The 20,265-nt window shown below is 42.4% G+C and carries 15 protein-coding genes; 7 read left to right on the top strand and 8 right to left on the bottom strand.

Annotated features, from left to right (window positions below):
* Positions 1-12: 12 nt before the first annotated feature.
* The 5 genes from ACMXYX_RS02450 to ACMXYX_RS02430 form a co-directional block, all read right to left on the bottom strand.
* Positions 13-1,188, bottom strand: a complete 1,176-nt coding sequence (locus ACMXYX_RS02450; RefSeq protein WP_415897481.1) for a polysaccharide pyruvyl transferase family protein — start codon at positions 1,186-1,188, stop codon at positions 13-15.
* 20 nt (positions 1,189-1,208) lie between these two features.
* A complete protein-coding gene (fliS, locus tag ACMXYX_RS02445) occupies positions 1,209-1,604 on the bottom strand; it encodes a flagellar export chaperone FliS (protein ID WP_415897480.1) in 396 nt (131 codons plus the stop codon).
* A 61-nt stretch (positions 1,605-1,665) separates the two neighbouring features.
* Positions 1,666-3,750 (bottom strand): flagellar filament capping protein FliD, encoded by a 2,085-nt coding sequence (fliD, locus tag ACMXYX_RS02440; protein WP_415897479.1) that lies wholly within the window; start codon positions 3,748-3,750, stop codon positions 1,666-1,668.
* Between the two features lie 47 nt (positions 3,751-3,797).
* A complete protein-coding gene (locus tag ACMXYX_RS02435) occupies positions 3,798-4,175 on the bottom strand; it encodes a flagellar protein FlaG (protein WP_415883402.1) in 378 nt (125 codons plus the stop codon).
* Between the two features lie 91 nt (positions 4,176-4,266).
* Positions 4,267-6,303: a flagellin gene (locus ACMXYX_RS02430; RefSeq protein WP_415897478.1), complete on the bottom strand. Its 2,037-nt coding sequence runs from the start codon at positions 6,301-6,303 to the stop codon at positions 4,267-4,269.
* A 245-nt stretch (positions 6,304-6,548) separates the two neighbouring features.
* On the opposite strand from ACMXYX_RS02430, the gene ACMXYX_RS02425 reads away from it, so the two are divergent.
* The gene (locus tag ACMXYX_RS02425; RefSeq protein WP_415897477.1) at positions 6,549-6,860 is read left to right on the top strand and encodes a flagellar protein FliT; all 312 of its coding nucleotides are present in this window, start codon (positions 6,549-6,551) and stop codon (positions 6,858-6,860) included.
* Between the two features lie 191 nt (positions 6,861-7,051).
* Here the strand turns inward: ACMXYX_RS02425 and ACMXYX_RS02420 are convergent, their stop codons facing one another.
* The 3 genes from ACMXYX_RS02420 to ACMXYX_RS02410 form a co-directional block, all read right to left on the bottom strand.
* Positions 7,052-7,486, bottom strand: coding sequence for an REP-associated tyrosine transposase (locus ACMXYX_RS02420; RefSeq protein ID WP_415883399.1), 435 nt, complete (start codon positions 7,484-7,486; stop codon positions 7,052-7,054).
* Positions 7,487-7,598: 112 nt separating this feature from the next.
* Positions 7,599-9,971: an efflux RND transporter permease subunit gene (locus ACMXYX_RS02415; RefSeq protein ID WP_415897476.1), complete on the bottom strand. Its 2,373-nt coding sequence runs from the start codon at positions 9,969-9,971 to the stop codon at positions 7,599-7,601.
* Positions 9,964-11,043, bottom strand: coding sequence for a WD40/YVTN/BNR-like repeat-containing protein (locus ACMXYX_RS02410; protein ID WP_415897475.1), 1,080 nt, complete (start codon positions 11,041-11,043; stop codon positions 9,964-9,966). The genes ACMXYX_RS02415 and ACMXYX_RS02410 overlap by 8 nt, the downstream gene beginning before the upstream one ends.
* A 303-nt stretch (positions 11,044-11,346) precedes the next feature.
* Here ACMXYX_RS02410 and ACMXYX_RS02405 point away from each other — a divergent pair, with 303 nt between their 5' ends.
* The 6 genes from ACMXYX_RS02405 to ACMXYX_RS02380 all read left to right on the top strand — a co-directional run bounded on the left by ACMXYX_RS02405 (position 11,347) and on the right by ACMXYX_RS02380 (position 20,115).
* Complete coding sequence (locus ACMXYX_RS02405) at positions 11,347-12,498, top strand: substrate-binding domain-containing protein (RefSeq protein ID WP_415897474.1); 1,152 nt, start codon at positions 11,347-11,349, stop codon at positions 12,496-12,498.
* Between the two features lie 3 nt (positions 12,499-12,501).
* Entirely contained in the window at positions 12,502-15,543 is a 3,042-nt protein-coding gene (locus tag ACMXYX_RS02400; RefSeq protein WP_415897473.1) for an EAL domain-containing protein, read from the top strand.
* Between the two features lie 294 nt (positions 15,544-15,837).
* Positions 15,838-17,397: a PAS domain-containing methyl-accepting chemotaxis protein gene (locus ACMXYX_RS02395; RefSeq protein WP_415897472.1), complete on the top strand. Its 1,560-nt coding sequence runs from the start codon at positions 15,838-15,840 to the stop codon at positions 17,395-17,397.
* A gap of 352 nt (positions 17,398-17,749) precedes the next feature.
* Positions 17,750-18,286, top strand: a complete 537-nt coding sequence (gene ftnA, locus ACMXYX_RS02390; protein ID WP_415883393.1) for a non-heme ferritin — start codon at positions 17,750-17,752, stop codon at positions 18,284-18,286.
* Positions 18,287-18,441: 155 nt separating this feature from the next.
* The gene (locus ACMXYX_RS02385; RefSeq protein WP_415883392.1) at positions 18,442-18,663 is read left to right on the top strand and encodes a hypothetical protein; all 222 of its coding nucleotides are present in this window, start codon (positions 18,442-18,444) and stop codon (positions 18,661-18,663) included.
* Positions 18,664-18,747: 84 nt separating this feature from the next.
* Positions 18,748-20,115: a sigma-54 interaction domain-containing protein gene (locus ACMXYX_RS02380; RefSeq protein WP_415883391.1), complete on the top strand. Its 1,368-nt coding sequence runs from the start codon at positions 18,748-18,750 to the stop codon at positions 20,113-20,115.
* Positions 20,116-20,265: the final 150 nt, after the last annotated feature.

Below are 20,265 nucleotides of genomic sequence, written 5' to 3'. Positions count from 1 at the left end.
TGGGATTATTTACTAACTTTTATCTAAAAGTAAGGCTAACTTATCCCAAAATAATCCCACATCATTTCTTAGCCTATCAACTACAGTATTATTTTGCTGCCTGAAAATATGAGGCTTCTCGTTCATTTTTGACAACAAAAATAATAATTTTTGCATACAATCATCTTTATTAATCCGAACAATCCTATCTCTAAGCCCTATTTCTTCGTACAAATCTTCGAGCTTTGGTGAGCTGGAAAGGCCTATGCTTGGAATATTCATACCCATAGCACATACATTCGTATGGAATCGCATTCCCATAATAAGAGAGCATGAGTTGTAAAGAGAGAAAACTTTGTCTGCTCCATCCCAACCATATGAATATGGAGCTGTCTGTATACGATCTCGACAAAAACGATCATCCATATACGCTAAAAGTTCACTAATTGCTTCTAAATCCTTATAGATATGCGGAAAAAAAATTAACTGTAGATTTTCTTGTTCGGTCAACTTGGTAGATAATACTGCTGCAAACCCTCTAAGAAATCCTTCCCATGTTATATTCCCTTTGCCTCCTTCAGGAAAGCGCACGTCTTTCATATCAGAGGCAAGGTTAATACCCCAATATTCATTTTTACTGTCAAATGGAAAGTTCAATTTACAATCTGGTTGATAGAAAAAACCGCCATCTGGTACAACATCAATGGCTTCCGACATTGCTCCATACGTTTTTTTATAGTTTTTCAATGAACCATCGTTTCGAAAGGTTAGTATGACGTTCGAACGTTCACTAACATCAACAACAAAATCTTGAAATTTTTGAAGGCACTCTGCGGGACAATGCTTATAAGTATCAAACCCTACACCGTAAAATAGAATAGGTGAATGAATTTTATCCAGAATTTCTTTAGACAGGTCAATAGTTGTACCTGTGCTAGATTCAGGTAACCACGGTTCAAAAAAGTTTCCACCGCCAATAATTATTAGATCATGTTGGTTCGCTAAACTGGCAAACTGCAGGTCAAATTCCCAACGATCTCCACCGGTGTATATACGATAACACTTTCTAATTTCTAACTCTGTGTAAGTATGTATACCAGAGAACCTTTCAGACAGTGTGCGTCGAACACCTTGATGATTTGCATTGTCTCCGATGTTTCCGACAAAACTAGCAATATGAAGAATTTTGAGACCAAGGCGTTCTGACATGTAATGCTTTTACCTGATGATTACAGCTGTAAGTCATTCGGCATTTCGGACCAACCTTGCTTTATTTCAAGGAGTAAATTCATAACCTCTTGAACCTTCTCTGCATCATTCTCGCGGTTAGCTATTACGATGGAACGTAAAATATAGTCGTAAAGTCCATCAAGATTCTCTGCAACTTCACCACCTTTTTCCAGGTCTAAACTTCCTTTTAAACCCACAACTATCTCTGTTGCTTTATTCAGATGCTTCGTTCGCTCTTCAATCACTGAGCGTTCAATCGATCCTTTTGCTTTTGCTAAAGCTCCCAAAGCACCATCCAATAGCATTGATATCAATTTATGTGGGCTAGCAGTTTCAATCGTAGCGCGAAGATCTACACTTTGATATTGCTTTAATGCGTTTAGATTAACGCTCATACTTACACCTACAAATTACCTTAAACACGAAAAAATCGTGCAAAATAAACAAAAAAGAGAATTAAGAGTTCGACGCTGTAAACGGCAAACGATCTAAGATCCCGTCCAACTGATTACCAGTACTCTGGAAGCTACTGACAATTCGCTCCATCGCTAAAAACTGAGAATATAACCTTAGCTCAAGCTTTTCCATTTTTCGATCAAGCTCAGCGCGATCATCGGTAATATTTTCTAAGGAATTATTAATATTAGTTTCACGAGTTTGTATTGAACCATCGCTAGCTAATAGGTCATCAATTAGCTTACTTAATTCACCGGCCAATCCTCGTGAAAATGTTGTTGTTACCGCACCAGCAGCAACTGCATTTTCTCCAACAGTGAAGTTAAGGCCATACGCATCGGAATCAATTGGTGGCAAAAGGACATTACCTGAGCCAAATGCAGCTTCACCCGCAATTGTTCCGGCAGCGTCCACCCCATTATCATTCAGATCCGTCAAACCAAGCTGCCCAGCACTTACACCAAAATCAGCCGAATCAAAATCTATTTCAGAAGCACTACCATAAGCCCTAGAGGTAAATGTGAATTCACTACCGTTATAACCAACATCCAAAGCAACATTCGCATCTTTGATATTGGTATCACCATTAATCATTGCTTGAAGGTCAGCCCTAACTTCTTCGATACTCGAAAATGTCCCGCCAAGAATAATATCTTCGGACTTCACTCCATCCACTGTAATTTTAAAAGCATAATCAGCACCAAGAGTCGTAGTTGGGGCAAAAGTAAGCGTTTGCGCATTTCCTGTTACTGTTGCTTTTTCAGGGTTGGTAGTGACAATAACCTCATAATCACCCGCTACTGTATCTGAAGCATAGCTACCCACTTTTACAGAGACTTCATCATTAGCACTTTCTGTCGTAGTAGCAAACAAACTTTCAATGAGATCAAAGTTATCACTAAAGGCATCACTAAAATCATCTTCATCTATCGCTAGTGTGCCATCTAGCTCTGTGCGTACACCTATATTAGTCAGAGCAGTAAAGCCTGAATCTAAACCGGGTACAGATGCCGTCACAGAGGTACGCAGACGGTTTATAAGTGTTTTAGCCGTACCGTCTGTTGAAAGGTCACCCTTGACGATCTGGTTATTTTCATCCCTTGAAACACCTGTGAGATTGGATGATGTTTCAAAAAACAGGTTATACGCATCAACAAAGTCTCTCACAGCTTGTTCAGCAATGGCTGTATCAGCACTCACAGTAAAAGTAAGACTTGTTCCAGGGTCCGCTTTATTAAGAGAAAAATTAAAACCCTGAATAACATCATCTATCTCATTGGTATCTCGATAGACAGTTAATCCATTTACTTTAATTTCAGCATCTTTACCCTGCTGAGTTTCTGTGACTTGAGAATGCTCTGTTTCATTAAATTCAAATACACTTAATCCCGTGCTATCACCTTTTGTTGCATCATCACTGGATATACGTAAGGCATTATTTTCACCGGACGGTGCCGTCAACAGGAGCTGATATTGGCCATCAACAAGCAACACAGATGCCTGAACATCTGCATCTTCCTCATTAATTTTATCTGCAATATCTTGAAGAGAATCACTCTCCTCTACCGTGATATTTAGTGCAGCCCGATCAGCATTCGTCGTAAAGCTATAAGGGTCTTGATCCGTATCCACATCGGCCCCTGGATCGGCATCTTCATCATAAGTCCACTGACCAAAACTAATGGTTAATGTGCCCGCATAATCCGCCCCTAAAGCAGCATCTTTATCAGCATAAGCCCCTGACGCCAAGGACTGTGACTGAGCAACATCAACTACTTCTATCTGATATGTACCTGTCTGTGCCCCCGCATCTACCGAGTTGGGTGTAATCACATCAGAGTCAGGAAATGATACAGAACGACCATTAAAAGTATCATTATCAGCCAGCGTAGCCATGGCACTCTGAAACTCTGACAGTGTACTTTTTAATATCCCGTAAGCTGAAATTTGTGCTTCAAGACTTTCCTGTTTGCTATCAAGTCGCTGCTCTTTGGGCGCACGCTCAATTTCAACAAGATTACTAACAAGACTGGAGGTATCGATACCAGAACCGGCCCCCAGTGATCTAATGATACTATCACTCATAGCCAACGCCTCTGGTTTTTAGGTGAGTGGAAGAAGCCCGTAGTTTCTCAGGCTTCCTCGTTAAAGATCAAGCCCATCATGCGATCAAATGACTCCGCAAAACGCAGTGCTTCTTCATTTGGAATCTGACGGATGACTTTATCTGTGCTTAGATCACGCACTTGAACTACTACTTTTTCTGATGAGTTATCTACAGAAAAGTTCAGAGAGCGCTGACTGCTTTTCATCATCTCATTTAGACGATCAATCGCAGCATCCAACTTCTCAGCGGAGAGTTCCTGCGTTTGTTTAGCTTGCTCTTGAAGACGCTCATTGCTTTGCGACTCCGCAGCCTGACGCTGAACCTGCTCTGCTTGCTGAGGCTGCTGGGTAGGCTGAACTACGTTAGCCGCACTGTTCGCAGCATTTAGTGATTCTATAGCCATAACGCATTCCTCTTTTTTATCTCTTTAAACTACCCTCCATTGCGGTGTCGCAATGGAGGGTAATAAGCTACTAGTTAGTATAGCGCTTATCTTACTGAAGCAGTGATAGAACCTGCTGTGGCGCAGCGTTTGCCTGAGCCAACATTGCAGTACCTGCCTGCTGTAGTACCTGAGCACGAGATAGTGCAGCAGATTCTGCAGCGAAGTCCGCATCTTCAATTCGTGAACGGGCAGCCGCTACGTTCTCAGATACGTTTGCTAAGTTGTTCACAGTAAAGTCTAGACGGTTATTGATCGCACCCAGATCACCACGAGTTTCGTTGATCGTTTCTAGGGCATTATCAATTACATCAATTGCTTTCTGAGCCCCAGCAGCAGTTGAGATATCAATAGAGTTAATCGCTGTACCAAAACGACCATCTTCAGATACATTCTGATCAGTCAAACCAAGTGCTACGGCATCTGCAGTTGTAGCTACATCCAATTGAATTGGATTACCGTTTGTACTGCTAAGCTGGATACCTGCTTGTATAGTTTCATCATCAGTCAGAGCAGCACCTGCCGCCGCTGTAAAACCATCAGTGCTACTATTTGTTTTAGAAGCCTCAAAAGATAGATCATCAAAGTTACCCAAAGTCATAGATCCATCACCTTCTAGAATAAGATCCTGACCCGATACATATGCAGTAACACCTGTATCTGTAGACGCATTGTTTATCAGTGTAGCGACATCCTGCAAAGTATTTGCTGTTGTAGTTGCAGCAATAGAAACACCGTTAATAGTCAGTGCTGTACTTGCAGCAGAAGTATAGTCAGTCAACTGAACTGTAGAATATGCAGATGCAGTAACACCCGTTTCTCCGGAAACGTCATTGATTGCATCTAGCTTACCTGCAAGATCTGTAGTGCCGTCGTTATCAATAGCCACTCCATTAATCGTAACACCGCCTTCGGAGAACGCATCAGTTTCTGCTGTACCATCTAGACTAGTACCTTTCAAGCTACCAGCTTCAGAAGTCTCAATAAAACCAAGATTATTCAGATCAGAAAGGTTACCCGTAGTACCTCTAGTAATCGTAATATCATCACCGTTATCAGACGTTAGAGCGATAGAAGCATTCGCTGACTTATCACCACCTACGGCTGCATCACCAGTTGAATTATCAACTACTGCTAAAGAGGTAACATCCTCTGCATTAAGCACCAATTCGCCATCATCATTGATAGATGCACTAACCTGGTTGCCCGTCACAGTACCAATTTTGTCCGCTAGCTCTTCTAAGCTGCTCGTATCACCGACGTTATAAGTTTGTGCATTACCAGCATCGTCAGTGACTGTAATTTGGATACTATCAGCACCCTCTAGTACGCCAGTGCCTGTTTTACCTAGGTTAACTTCGGCTCTTGTACTTGCAGTAACACCGTTAACATTCTCATTAATACTCTTAACGAGATCATCCATTGTTTCATTCTGCTCACCAATGCCAGCAACAGCTGCGTTTGTACCGTTAAAATCGCCGATAGACTGGCCATTGATAAGAACATCGCCATCGTTCAGAGAGAAACCGGTCAATGCCTGAGTTGGCGAACCTAATACATCGACACTAGTGGATCCTAAGCCTAATGTAGAAGCATCCATAGCCTGGATTTCCAAAGTAATGGTCTGGTTTGCTTCAGAACCAACCTGAAGATCAACTTCACCTAAAGTACCATCAAGAATATTTAGGCCGTTGAATGCAGTTGTTTCTGCGATACGATCCAATTCAGATACAAGCTGCTGAACCTCTGCATTCAATGTAGAACGGTTACCTTCATCGTAAGTACCGTTGGCAGACTGGATAGATAGTTCACGCATACGCTGCAGGATGTTTGTAGACTCATCCAACGCACCTTCAGCAGTTTGGATAAGAGAGACACCGTCATTCGCGTTACGGATCGCTTGGTCAAGACCACGAACCTGAGAAGTCATACGGTTAGAGATCGCAAGACCTGCCGCATCGTCTGCTGCGGAGTTGATACGCTTACCGCTTGTTAGACGCTCCATAGCTTGGTTCTGTTCACCCTGAGAAAGGGTCAAGTTACGCTGAGCGTTCAGCGACATAATGTTTGAGTTAATTACCATTGCCATGAGATTTTCTCCTCACATTCAGCCGAGTCTGACCGGCCGTAATAAAATAGTTTGCTGTTCGAATTTCCTGATTTAAAAGGGGTTAGGAAATCCAAGCTTGAGAGTGTTATCGACCGCAAACAAAAACGCTTTAGAAAAAATTTATATTTTTTCCGAAGCTTTCTTATTTGCTCGCAACGCCTCGTTGATTTTTGTTATCGGCAAGCACACACTTAGCATTAGAAAAATTTTGTAGGAATATTTAAATGAGCGTTTTAATTGAAAAAGCCCAAACAGCTTTAGTTCAAGCAGAAGAGATGAATAACGCTGCCAAAGAAGACAAATGGGACTTAGTTCAGGAGCTACAATCCGAACATGGCGAACTGGTTTCGCAACTAGCCATCGCAGAAGTACCTTCCGAGCTAGCAACCAAACTAAGAGATATTTTAATTCAAGTAAGAACCTTGAATCGCGAAACAGAATCACTTGCTGATGAAACAAAGAAACACTTAGTGCAAGAGAAAAAAACGCTAGAGAAAGCCAACAAAATGCAGAAAGCCTTAGATGCATTTAAATAATTGTAGGAGGCCACACTGTGGCCGATTTTACAGAGCATATTTCTAAGAACCCTTCGCTCACAGGGTGAGCTCCTACACATCCCTCCCTGTAGGAGGCCAACCCTTGGCCGATATTGCCAAACACTAAATCATCTATCTTTCGCCCACGGGGTGAACTCCTACAAACAGGCTTTTGCGAACAGGCAACGTCCCTATAGATAGACGTAATCCCACCAAGGGTATTGCCTCACATTTTCACACAACCCGGCCCTAACCGGATTTAACACAATGTAACGCGCCACATCCTCTATCGCTTCCTCCTTTCTCAACGCATGATCATAATATCCTGACTGCCAAATCGGTGTTCCGGCTTTTTGCGTAACCATGACTTTCAACAGTCTCACCGTTTCAGAAAGATTCTTTATATCATTAAGCTTCATTAGCCAATGAATATGGTCCGGCATAACAACAAATGCCAAAGTGAATGCTTCTGGAGTTAAACGCTTTAAACACAGAACAGCATACCTAGCTAGCGAAGGATCGTTAAAAAAGGGATATCGATTTTTGCAAGTTATGATGATGTGATAGATATGTCCTGTACAACTATACCTACCTCTGCGAAGCGCACTCGCATTTCCTTTTCTCATATACACATCCTTGTGTTATTTGATTTAAATCTAATTTTTCGCTCACGGGGTGAGCTCCAACCAACATACCAGTAGGAGGCCACCCTGTGGCCGATAAAGCCATATCAAAAAGCTAAAGAACCTTAGCTTTCTCCTTAGACTTATCCTTACTCGGAAACAGCAAACACGCGATTGCTGGTAATAGAATCAACGCACCAAGCATGTTCCAGATAAACATAAAGGTTAAAAGTATTCCCATATCTGCTTGGAACTTTATTGGTGATAATGTCCAAAGGACTACACCAATCGCAAGGGTTAAACCGGTGAAAGCAACTGACTTCCCTGTACTTTGCAAAGTTTCTAGATAAGCCTTGGACAGTGAATGACCTTGTTTGAGAAAGGTCTGCATTTTGGAATAGATATAGATACCATAATCAACGCCTATGCCTACACCTAAAGCAATCACGGGCAGGGTTGCCACCTTAACGCCAATACCCAACTGAGCCATTAGCGCCTGACAAAGAACTGATGTTAGCGCTAGAGGCGCGATAATACAGATAACTGTTCTTATTGACCTAAACGTTAGCAAGCAAAGCAAACTTACTACTGAGTAAACCCAAATCAGCATCTCATACTGAGCCGTCTCAATGACTTCATTGGTTGCAGCCTCAAAACCGGCCTTACCTGCAGCCATTTTGAATTGGATATTTTCAGTGCCGTATTCAGCAGCAAAGTTATCGACTGCCGCTGTTATATCTTTGAGTGTCTGGGCTTTATGATCATCCAAGAACACGATTACAGGTAGTAAAGAACAATTTGAGTTCATCAAACCTGCTGGCACATGGGAGAGGGAGGCATTAATAACGTACTGGTTACGTAGCACTGTTCGCCACTTAAGACTGCCCTCATTAAGCCCTGCGGTAACACGTTCAGATACGTCAACTAAAGAGATACTGGATTGGACACCCTTAATGGATCGCAGATAGAACTGAAATCTATCTACAACCTCTAAGGTTTTATAATGACTACACTGTTCCTCTTGTGTAGTGACCATCACCACAAACACATCACTGGATGTCGAGTAATTAGAGGTTACAAACTGATTATCCAAGTTATAACGAGAGTCAGCACGAAGCTCTGGCGCTCCTGCATCAAGATCTCCTATTTGTAGATCCTTACTACCATACAAACCTAGCACTAACATAATGCAAGCTGTGGTTACTGCGATCGTTGCACCTATAGGGCGAGAGAAAAAGCTTAGGTAATGCCAGTAAGAGCTTTCCGACTCAAGACTACGCTTAGCTTTAGCTATCGCTCGCTTACCCACCCCAACGTAACTCATGAGTAATGGCAACAGCATCAGGTTAGTCAGCACAATAACAGCAACACCCAGAGAAGCAGCGACCGCCAAATCTTGGATCACTTCGATCTCTATCACCATTAAAGTGATAAACCCAATACCATCAGAAATTAGCGCTGTAATGCCTGGAATATAGATCGCTTTAAATGCATGTCGTGCTGCAGCCAGCTTGCTCGAGCCTTTAGTGGCCGATTCTAAAGTAATCGTATTTACAATCTGAACACCATGACTAACCGCTATAGCAAAGACTAAAAACGGCACCAGCATCGAATAGGGGTCGATACCATATCCAAGCAGATTAAGCAGACCTAACTGCCAAATAACCGCTGCGAGAGAGCAAACCAGCGGAACGATGGTCCCCATCACGCTGCCAGAATATAGATAAAGCAGTATCAATGTAACAACTATTGCCACAGCAAAGAACAAGGCAACTTCAGTCGCACCATCAATAAGGTCACCAACGATTTTGGCAAACCCTGTCATATGAATATCAATTTGATCTGAGCCGTACTTGTCTCGTACTAGAGTCTCCAACTGCTCGGAGAAAACCTGGTAATCTAGTTTTTCACCGGTTTCAGGATGTAAATCAAATAGCGGAACCTGCACCATGGCCGATTTAAAATCGTTACCTACCAAAATGCCGACTTGCCCAGAACGTAAGATATTCGTTCTTACCTGCTCCAAACTTTCACTCGAACCATCATATTTAGCAGGGATAACAGGCCCGCCTACAAACCCATCCTCGGTTACCTCGGTCCAACGAACATTTGGCGTCCAGATAGACTTAAGTGCAGATCGGTCCACCCCTGGAATAAAAAACAGCTCATCCGTTACTTGCTTTAAAGTTGTCTGAAATTCAGGTGTAAAAATATCACCCTCTTTGGCAGCTACAACCACTCGGATACTATTTCCAAGGCCCGCTAGGTCATCACGATATTCAATATAGTTTTCCACATACGGGTGTGATGCAGGGATCATTTTCACAAAACTAGCATCAGGGCGAACCTGAGATGCTTGCCAAGCTAGCAATGCTGTTATCAATACAAAGATGAACAGTAATACTTTGCGATAGCTAAAAAGAAGCGTCTCAGTTAATTGTTCACTGGTGTTAATCGGCCATAACAGAAGAGCGGATAGCTTATTCATTCTCAGCACCCTCCTCTAAAGCGATCTTTGTGACACCAGCCTCACCTACCGCTATAAGCTTATTCTCGAGATGGGAAACAGCTGCATAACTCAGTAAGCCTCGCTTAGAAAAAGCCTCAAACCCGCTCGCGGCCTTTTGTAAAAGCACGCCACCTTGCCCTACTAGATATAATTTTCCATCCACTTCCACTGCGTCATTGATTGTCGATTTAACAGGTAGTTCTATTTGCTCCCAAACTCCCGACTCAACTCTTTTCAGCGCATTGCCTCTTAACCCCATCAGATATAGTTCATCACCTTCCACCATAGAAAAAAAAGAGCCCTGATATGGTAAAGAAAGGCTTTCCCAGCTCAAGCCTTTATCATTGCTTTTTAGTAACAAACCAGCTTCACCTAACACAAACAACTCATCCTGTTTGGAGTAGAACAGTCGATTAAAATGAAGGCCCTCAGGGTTAGGTAATTTATGGCCTGTGTAATGCCAACTAGCGCCCGCGTCCTCTGTTTGAATAAAAAGGCCGTATGCACCTACAGCAAACCCTCTCTGGGAATCGATAAATGCAATATCTAATAATGGAGAGCTTGCTCCTTCATCAACTGCGAACAAAGCATCATCTAGTTGGTATTCGAGGTTTTCTAACTCAACTGGATCATATTCTTGCGCAGAAATTTCTGAGATCGATTTTTCAATAGCTTTGACACGCAATTGGTTGAGCTGGTTGCCATTTAGTATTAACTGCCATTGCGCTCCTGAATCTTTACTTGAGAGCAGTACGCCATCATGCCCTACTGCCCAACCAGCTGCATGGTTAAAGAAGTTAACAGCCGTCAGCATGGTACTGACAGGCACTTTAGCTTGTTGCCATTTTTCACCTTCATCATCCGAGAAGATAATGACTCCTTGCTCGCCCACAGCAACCAATCTTTGACCGGCAACATCAATATCAAGCAGCAAACTACTATCCAAGCCGCCTTGCTCTAAAGCAGAAAGCTGTAATCTATCAGCTTTTACCAATCCTATATTTAACAAGAGCGCTATACTCAGTAGCGCTGTTGGCAATCGTTTCAGCATGCAAAAACCCAATTATTATTTTTGTCGGGAGGATTATGGCAGCTTGCTACAAAGCCAGCTTTTGCTCAATAACATCCATCCGCATAATCACTAACAATAATAGTCAGCAATTTAATACTGATTGAAGATCAGTACAAAATTCGCTCGCCAGCGCACGTCAAATACGAATATTTAAAACTGATAATTTAGGCTTTCTCTTATATAAAAAACTGCCATTAGAAACAGACAGTTACCAATAAAATTTATTACATTTATATGACATGACGCATATTCAAACATCAACTTCCATGCTAGGTTTAGCCTATGCTTGTTGTAGGGCTCAAAATAGATATGCTTAAACCTATTCGTAACTTCTTCGTGCATTTAGCCACGATTTTAATTGCCAGCGGCCTTTCCGTATGCGCTACTGCCAATGACAACGATCAATATATTCGTGTTTCTGACTACTTATTAGAACACCCCGAACAACGCCAAAAGATGCTGACGTTTTCTCAAATAGTGCGTAACGAAGCCTCTCCCTTACAAACAAGCAACGAGAAACCGATCAAAATTGCAATCATCTATCCGGCAGAACAATCCTCAGACTACTGGAGAAGAAGCGTAAGCACCCTTGAAAAGCGCTTATCCGAACTTAATATTTCCTATGATATTAACAGTTATTTTTCCCGGCCCACTGTCGATATTTCACTGCAGAGCGAACAACTTAACGACGCAATCGCTTGGAAACCCGACTATTTAATCTACACACTTGACGCTCTTCGCCATCAAGCAATGATCGAACGAATTTTACTACGCGGAAAACCTAAATTAATTCTGCAAAACATCACAACCCCACTTCAGCAATGGCAGCAACTAAAGCCCTTTCTCTATACCGGTTTTGACCATGAAAAAGGGACTCAGCTTCTTGCAAATCAGATGTTAAACCAGCATCCACAAGGCACTTATTCCATGCTTTACTTCTCTCAGGGATATGTAAGCCAGATGCGTGGGGATACATTTACACAACAAGCTGCAAACAATACCGACCTAAAATTAGTAAGCAGTTACTACACAAAAGGAATCAGCGAAATTGCTTATAAAGCAACACTCGCCTCCCTTAAAAAGACACCTGATTTAAATATGATTTTTGCTTGCTCAACCGATATTGCTTTAGGTGCACTCAAAGCTTTAGATGAAAACAATCTAAGCGATCAAGTAACTCTAAATGGTTGGGGCGGCGGCGATAGGGAAATAGAGGCACTCCTTGAAGGAAAATTAGACCTCACTGTTATGCGAATGAATGACGACAGTAGTGTCGCAATGGCTGAGGCAATAAAGATGGATATTTCAGGCCAAAGTAGTAGTGTGCCTCACATCTATTCAGGCGATATTGTTTTATTGAGCAAGAACACACACAAGGATGAGATTGAGCAACTAAAGAAAAGAGCTTTTCGCTACAGCAGTAACGGGCAGTAATCATTGAAAAAATTTAAGTTCTCAACAGCTATCTTATCTATTGTACTCTGCGCACTCACCGTAGTCGCTTTAGTGCTGCTAATACCTGCCTATCAAGGCTCTCAACGAGCATTACTGGAAGAGATCAATCTATCCCATTCCCGTAACCAAAAGGTTCTCCAACAATTCTTTGACAAATACCTAAAGGCAGCGGCCTTTAATGCCGAACAAATTAGTCAGCGCGATATTCTGAAGAACGGTATTGATAAACAAAACCATAAATATATTAACCAATTTCTACAGCAGCAACTTGCAAGCCAGACTGGAGAGAGCATTCATGCATTTGTGCTAGAAACACAAGAAGGCGATCACTTTGAATTTATTAGTACCTCGCTATTAGGCATGCAACTCAACCTTAATGAATTAACTAAAGAGTTCATCCCCAATCGTAGCTGGAAGGTACAAACATCTTCTCAGAACACAGCCCAATCCCAACAACTCATGCGAATTACCTTCCCAATAATCAGCGATAATTTAGGTGAAGTCGTTGGAACATTACACGCATTTATCTTATTAAATGATCACTTCAAACTACTTAGTGAAATCCAAAGTTTAACCGGCGCAGAATCCGTCGCGCTGTACTTTGATCAACAAGTCACATCGAGTTTAGCCCTCACCCCTAAGCTACGAGCAGCACTCCTACAATCAAAACCAGATACTCTGTTTGAGATATTCGAAGACGATAGAATCATCCACCACTATCAACTCACTTTGAGCACACAACAACAATTAAAAGTTGTAGCCACACTGCCAAACTCTTCGATCCTTGCTCTAGAACTGGCATATACAAAAGATTTGGGTATGGCGATTACAGCAGCACTAATCATCGGATTACTAACTGTATTAGCGATCTCACGACTGACAAAAACATCGCTGGTGCGTTTAGTTCAATATGCTGAAGACATGGCGATCAATCGTGATGCCGAACCTTTTAAACCGGGTCACTTCTCCGAATTTAACCTGCTAGGTAAAACTTTAGAGCATATGGTTGGCCGAATAAGTGAGCACGAACAGCAACTCAATGGCATTATCACTAATACACCCAACATCATCTTTATAAAAGGAGCTGATCTACGCTACCAGATGATCAGTCCTAATTATTATGATCTGATTAAAGACAGCTCAGTAAAAGTAATCGGAAAAACTGACCATGAGCTCTACAGCCCCCAACACGCCGACACTCTTAGAAACAGCGACTTAGAAGTTATCCAGACAAACAGCCCTATTCAAATCGAATACACAGGTGCGACTGAGCTAGGCCGCCGAAATTATTTAAGTACCAAATTCCCTCTGTTTGATGAATCTGGAAAAGTCTATGCCATTGGTGGAATCGTAACTGATGTAACTGATCTCAAGGATGCACAAAGCCATATCCAATTGGCCGGACAAATTTTCGATCAAGCCGATGAAGCTATTTTGGTTATTGATACCCATCTAAAAATGATTACTAGCAATAGTGCCTGCCATCAGCTTTGCGGCTTTGACGACCTCACTATCAATCAATTTAGCCGTAGGTTCTTCGCTGAGCACCCAGAAATCCGCCATAGTTTAAAACAAGATAAACGCTGGCAAGGCGAAACCCAGATACGTAAGCCAAACGGCCAAGCCTTTCCTGCATGGCTTTCGGTCAGCAATTTGTATACGGAAGATGATGAAGAGCGCTTTGTACTGATTTTTTCTGATATTAGCGCCAAAAAAGAAACAGAAACCAAACTTGAAAAACTGTCTCATTATGACGGCCTAACAGGATTACCAAATCGCAGTTTGTTCTTCGATCGTTTACATTCAGCTATTGCACGCTCTAATCGTGAGAAGAGTCAAACTGGCTTACTGTTTATCAATATTGATCGCTTTAAAAACATCAATGACACATATGGGCATGCCGCAGGTGACGAATTACTTAAGGCTACTGCCAACCGCATCTCCGGTTTTATCCGACCTGACGACACCGTATCTCGCCTAGGTGGGGACGAATTTGGCGTGATTTTACAAAGTATCGATAACGTCGATACAGTCAGTCATATTTCTCATCGAATCATCGAATCATTAAGAACGCCATTCCAGCTCGACAACTTCACAAGCAACGCTCCGGTAAGTATCGGCATTGCCCTATATCCAGATGACGGCAAAGATGCGAAAGAGCTACTTACTAACGCAGATACAGCGATGTATCACATGAAAGAGAAAGGCAGAAACGGCATTCTTTTTTATGACCAAGAGGTCAACCAAAAGGCTGAAGCGCAAACTCGCTTGGAAGAAGACCTTAGGCTTGCCCTGCATCACCAAGAAATCTTTGTGGTTTATCAACCTCGTTTCCATATCAATGGTGAAGATATCCTGAGTGCTGAAGCACTAGCTCGCTGGAACCATCCAGAAAAAGGAATGGTGCCACCAGGGAAATTCATCGAGCTTGCAGAGCAAACAGGCCTCATTGTAGAACTGGGAAGAGAGATTTTAAGCCAAGCCTGCCACGCAGCAAAAGCTTGGAACATCAATCCAGAAAAGCCAATGCCTGTATCAGTTAACCTCTCGGCCAGACAGATTTATGATCCCAATTTAATCGACGATATCAAAGGCGCACTGATTGGTAGCGGCCTTGCCCCTTCACTACTGGAACTTGAGATCACAGAAACACTTGCTATTGATGACCTAGACAAAGTCATCAACAAACTCCAACAGATATGCGATCTTGGTGTTAACTTATCCGTAGATGACTTTGGCACCGGCTATTCATCGCTCATCTATCTAAAACGCCTACCTGTAAGCACCGTTAAGATCGATCGTTCTTTTGTTACTGGTGTACCAGGTGATGCGGATGATGAAAACATCATCGCTGCGATTATATCCATGTCCCATTCATTACAACTCAAAGTGGTTGCTGAAGGCGTAGAAACCCAAGAACAGCTTAGCTTTTTGAAAAATCATCATTGCGATGAAATCCAAGGCTTCTTACTAGGCAAACCTGGTAGCAGTGATCGCCTCCTAGAATATGCGAACATTACATAACCAATTGATTATATTAATAATATAAAAAATTAAGAGCTCATCCAAAAAACCATATTTATTTTCAGAGTATCCATTGCAGGGAAGCTAAAGCCATGGAAGAATACCGACCGTTCAGTCCGAGCCCTATAAAAACTTATAATTTGTATGTGAATTTTCATGCAATTGTCATTTACATGAATATACTAAGTTATTAAGCAGACAAACATCTGCTGTGGTTCTGCACGGAAGAATAAGTACTACACGGGATATAAAGATCCCCGTCCAGAATAAACCGGAATTAAACTGGAGACAGATATGGCTTCTGTTCGCACAACAGATCGGGAACACGTGTATCCCGAAAATGTTCGCCTTATTTCAACTACTGATACCCGTGGTATCATTACCTATGCAAACCCAGAATTCTGCCAAGTTGCTGGATACACTCAAGAAGAACTCATCGGTAAACCTCACTGCTTAGTTAGGCATCCTGATATGCCTGCAGCAGCTTTTGAAGATCTGTGGAACCATATTAAAAATGACCAACCTTGGATGGGGATGGTAAAAAACCGCTGTAAAAATGGTGACTATTACTGGGTTCAAGCCTATGTCATGCCGATTTACGACAACAACGGGACAAAAACGGGTTATCAATCAGTCCGTACTCGTCCAACCCAAGAGCAGATCCAACGTGCTGAACAGGTCTATGGCAAGATCCGAAAGTCTCCGCCTAAGTCAGTTAAAACAACCAGTTTAGCTGCCCGTATTATGGGCATTGCCGGTTTAATGGGAGCCGGAATACTCGCCTTAAACTTCGCTCCTATTTCAGAGCTATATCAATCTATCGCAATGCTAACAGTATTTGCTGCTGGGCTTTATGCTTTGTTCGCTAGCACCCGCGGCCTCAAAAAGATCTCCTCTACTGCAGACCAGATCTATAACAACCCGTTAGCGCAATTAGTGATGACAGAAAACATGCACGAGCAAGGCTCTGTTGATCTAGCTACTCGCATGATGCGTGCGCGCCTACGTACTGTTATTGGCCGAGTTGAAGACAGCATAGAAACCCTTGGTGAAGTCATGAGCGAGACAGATGCTGCAATAAACCAAACAACCGCGGGTATTCAGCAGCAAAATAGCGAGAGTGACATGCTTGCCAGCGCAGCAACCCAAATGTCCGCTACAGCCCATGAAATAGCACAAAATACCGCTCAAACTTCTCAAGCAACTCAGAAGGCATCAGACCTTGCTAATAATGGTAAAGAGAACATTGATGTTATGCTCGAAAGCATCACCGAGCTTGTTAGAGATGTAGAAAAAGCTTCAGAGTCATCAGATGAGCTGAAACACCAAGCCTCATCTATTGAGCAAATCGTTAACATCATTAACGATATTGCAGAACAAACGAATTTACTGGCACTCAATGCTGCTATCGAAGCTGCACGCGCAGGTGATCAAGGCCGTGGCTTTGCCGTAGTAGCTGACGAAGTACGCACACTAGCACAACGCACCCAAACTTCTACCAGCGAAATCCGCAGTACTATTGAGGCCATTCAAACGCAGGTTGCAGTAACTGCCGACACCATGCAACGTTGCTCAGAGCAAGCCCAAAAAGGAATACATTTAGCTAACGATGCAAGCCAATCATTTGACTCTGTATCTGAGGCCATGGTTGAAGTATCTGACCGCTGTATTCAAGTTGCTAGCGCTTCTGAGCAACAAAGTTCTGTATCCGATGAGATCAACAACAATATCCTTAATATTCGTGATATTGCTAGTAGCAATATGACTGCTGCAGAGCAAACCAACAATGCCAGCAACAATCTGCATAAATTGGTAACAGACCTACGCTCTATGATGAAGACCTTTACGGTTTAATTCACGCCGCAAACCCTTTATAGGCCCTAGCTAAGCTAGGGCCACCGACATCCTCCTAATACTTTTATACCGACCTTTCGGTCAGATATAATGTCGTATTGTATAGACTAGTAGCCATTTCACATTTAATATTGATTATCATTAGCAAATTTTATAGCCCATTCTGAATGAGCAAATCTAAAACCTTATGTAAGTTTAGTAAGAGCGATATAGAGCATCACTTCAAAGAGATTGCGAAACATACCCGCTCAAGCACTTACCTCTGCCGTAAATGCGCTCGTTCTGCTAATTGCAAAAAATGGCTATGTAAGCCTGTTGCTATGTGACGTAACTAATTAGTAAGGATTTACCTATGCTCAGCCCAGCAATGCTTGAAAAGCTAAACGAACAGATTAATCTAGAATTTTTCTCATCCAACCTTTATCTACAAATGGGTGCTTGGGCCGAGTCAAAAGGGTACGAAGGATGCGCCGAATTTCTATACAAGCACGCTGATGAAGAGATGTCGCACATGAAGCGTCTATTCACTTATGTCAATGAAACCGGTGCGATGGCGCTGATCGGCACGATTGAAGCTCCAGAGGCAGAGTTCGACTCAATTCGCGACCTATTCGAAAAAGTTTACGAACACGAATGCCTAGTTACCCGCAAAATAAACGAGTTAGCGCACACAGCTTTCACAAACCAAGATTACTCAACTTTTAGCTTCCTACAGTGGTATGTAGCTGAACAGCATGAAGAAGAGAAGCTGTTTAATGGCATCCTAGATAAAATCAAAATAATTGGCGAAGATGGCAAAGGCTTATTCTTTATCGATAAGGAGATCGGAGAACTAGCTAAAAACGGTGATGGCGGCAGTATTATGGCCAGCACAGAAGAGACCATTTAATCCTTAAATTTCAACAAGTTATAATAAAATCTTAAAAACGGACAATAAATAAACAAAAAAAACTCATGTTTTTTATATTTTTTTACTAAAGAATATTATTTATTGTCCGATATTTAACCGAAAGTAGCCTCTCATGCCCAGCAAGGAGATATAGCGTGAACACTGATTGCAAGCATTGCTTTGAGTTAGTTAAAAACGGGAAGGAACACCCACAGCTAAAAACGGTTAGTGATTTAGGTAATTCTCAGATCTGTAAATGCGGCAACTGCGGCGCAATGCTGATGAGCACAGCAGACAATTGGGAGATTGTAATCAAGGGTTCTGTTGCTCGACATCACAAAAAACGTGCTAAAGAAGCGAAAGAAAAAGTTGCTTAGGTAAATACCCTAGCTAAATTTTACTTGGCACCATAGATAGTTACGCGTAGTTTTGTACTGGAAACATAAAGACGATGGGTTCCTATGCATTCACTACGCCAGCTGATTGAACAAGATAATAATCACAACTTATTCGATCTACTTTCAAGTCTATGCCAAGGCTCCATCGCCGTCGATGAAACAGCTTCTATTCTGTGGATGAGTGATGCTTATCGCAAGCTTGTCGCTATTCCTGAACAGATGGATCCCATTGGCTGTAACGTAGAAGAACTAATCCCCACAACGCAACTCCCTAGAGTCATCAAAAGTGGAAAGCCATCCTTTGTAGATCTCATGCAGATCAACAACCGCTGGTGCGTTGTTACCCGTCTCCCTATCAAAAACCCTGACAATAAAATCATTGGAGCTATAGGTTTTGTTTTTTATGATGATTTAGATAGCCTTCAGCCACTGTTTGATAAATTTGCTCGTCTACAGCGAAAATTTGAAGATGAGAAAATCATCCGCCCAAGCCGATACGCCCTAGACGACATGATCGGTAATGCGCCCAAGACGCAACAGCTTCGTCGTCAAGCACTAAGAGCCTCGCAACTCGATACCACCTTACTTTTATTAGGCGAAACCGGGACAGGAAAAGAGCTATTAGCTCAAGGCATCCACCATGCTTCCACACGTCGTAGCGGACCTTTTGTAGGCATTAACATGGGCGCGCTACCCGAATCTCTTGCCGAAGCCGAACTGTTTGGCACAGCGCCCGGTGCTTATACTGGCGCAGATAGAAAGGCTCGACAAGGCAAAGTCCAACTAGCTGAAGGCGGTACTCTATTTCTTGATGAGATTGCAGAAATGCCTCTCGCCATGCAGGCAAAACTACTTCGAGTGCTTCAGGAACGAGAAGTAGAAGCACTCGGCTCCAACCGCCTTGAAAAGGTAGATGTTCGCATCATCGCAGCAACAGCCAAAGATCTACGCAGCCAAGTAGAACAAGGTTTATTTCGTGAAGACCTTTACTACCGCTTAAACGTCTTGCCGATCAATCTACCGCCTCTACGGGAGCGCATCCAAGATATCCCTCTGCTATCCGAACACATGTTGAGCGAGATTCAGCGCCAATCGCAACTACCAGAACTGCCCTTGTCTCCGTCAGCCCTAGAATGGCTACAAAGCTATAGCTGGCCTGGTAATATTCGCGAACTTCGAAATCGCTTAGAACGAGGCTGCGTTATGGCTGAAGGCTCTTCAATTGAAGCGCCAGATTTAGGCGCAAATGAAGAACAACCCCTTCACAGAAACCCTTTAACAAATCTAAAAAGCTACCGTAAAGAGCATGAGCGTTCAGCCATTGAAGAAGCGATACAGCAATGCAATGGTAATAAAACAGCTGCAGCTAAACTGCTAGGTATCTCTAGAGCAAGCCTTTATCAACGCCTAAGAGACAACAAAAACGTTTAAAAAAACAGACACACAAAGCACACTGTCTATTTTATTAGACACTTATCTACATCCAGCCTGCAACAAAAACCTTCAAGCCATTGTTTTTAAAAGATATTTAAAACATGGCCCCCGCCTTGCTATGTACAACTGAATTAAAAATAACAAGAA

The organism is Neptuniibacter sp. QD72_48 (assembly GCF_047778065.1).
GTDB lineage: Bacteria > Pseudomonadota > Gammaproteobacteria > Pseudomonadales > Balneatricaceae > Neptuniibacter.
The sequence above is the reverse complement of the archived record's forward strand: the minus strand, read 5'-3'. Positions and strand labels throughout refer to the sequence as shown.

Excerpts from the sequence above, each read along its gene's own strand:
- ACMXYX_RS02450 (WP_415897481.1), bottom strand. The coding sequence starts at position 1,188 with ATGTCAGAACGCCTTGGTCTCAAAATTCTTCATATTGCTAGTTTTGTC.
- fliS (WP_415897480.1), bottom strand. The coding sequence starts at position 1,604 with ATGAGCGTTAATCTAAACGCATTAAAGCAATATCAAAGTGTAGATCTT.
- fliD (WP_415897479.1), bottom strand. The coding sequence starts at position 3,750 with ATGAGTGATAGTATCATTAGATCACTGGGGGCCGGTTCTGGTATCGAT.
- ACMXYX_RS02435 (WP_415883402.1), bottom strand. The coding sequence starts at position 4,175 with ATGGCTATAGAATCACTAAATGCTGCGAACAGTGCGGCTAACGTAGTT.
- ACMXYX_RS02430 (WP_415897478.1), bottom strand. The coding sequence starts at position 6,303 with ATGGCAATGGTAATTAACTCAAACATTATGTCGCTGAACGCTCAGCGT.
- ACMXYX_RS02425 (WP_415897477.1), top strand. The coding sequence starts at position 6,549 with ATGAGCGTTTTAATTGAAAAAGCCCAAACAGCTTTAGTTCAAGCAGAA.
- ACMXYX_RS02420 (WP_415883399.1), bottom strand. The coding sequence starts at position 7,486 with ATGAGAAAAGGAAATGCGAGTGCGCTTCGCAGAGGTAGGTATAGTTGT.
- ACMXYX_RS02415 (WP_415897476.1), bottom strand. The coding sequence starts at position 9,971 with ATGAATAAGCTATCCGCTCTTCTGTTATGGCCGATTAACACCAGTGAA.
- ACMXYX_RS02410 (WP_415897475.1), bottom strand. The coding sequence starts at position 11,043 with ATGCTGAAACGATTGCCAACAGCGCTACTGAGTATAGCGCTCTTGTTA.
- ACMXYX_RS02405 (WP_415897474.1), top strand. The coding sequence starts at position 11,347 with ATGCTTGTTGTAGGGCTCAAAATAGATATGCTTAAACCTATTCGTAAC.
- ACMXYX_RS02395 (WP_415897472.1), top strand. The coding sequence starts at position 15,838 with ATGGCTTCTGTTCGCACAACAGATCGGGAACACGTGTATCCCGAAAAT.
- ftnA (WP_415883393.1), top strand. The coding sequence starts at position 17,750 with ATGCTCAGCCCAGCAATGCTTGAAAAGCTAAACGAACAGATTAATCTA.
- ACMXYX_RS02380 (WP_415883391.1), top strand. The coding sequence starts at position 18,748 with ATGCATTCACTACGCCAGCTGATTGAACAAGATAATAATCACAACTTA.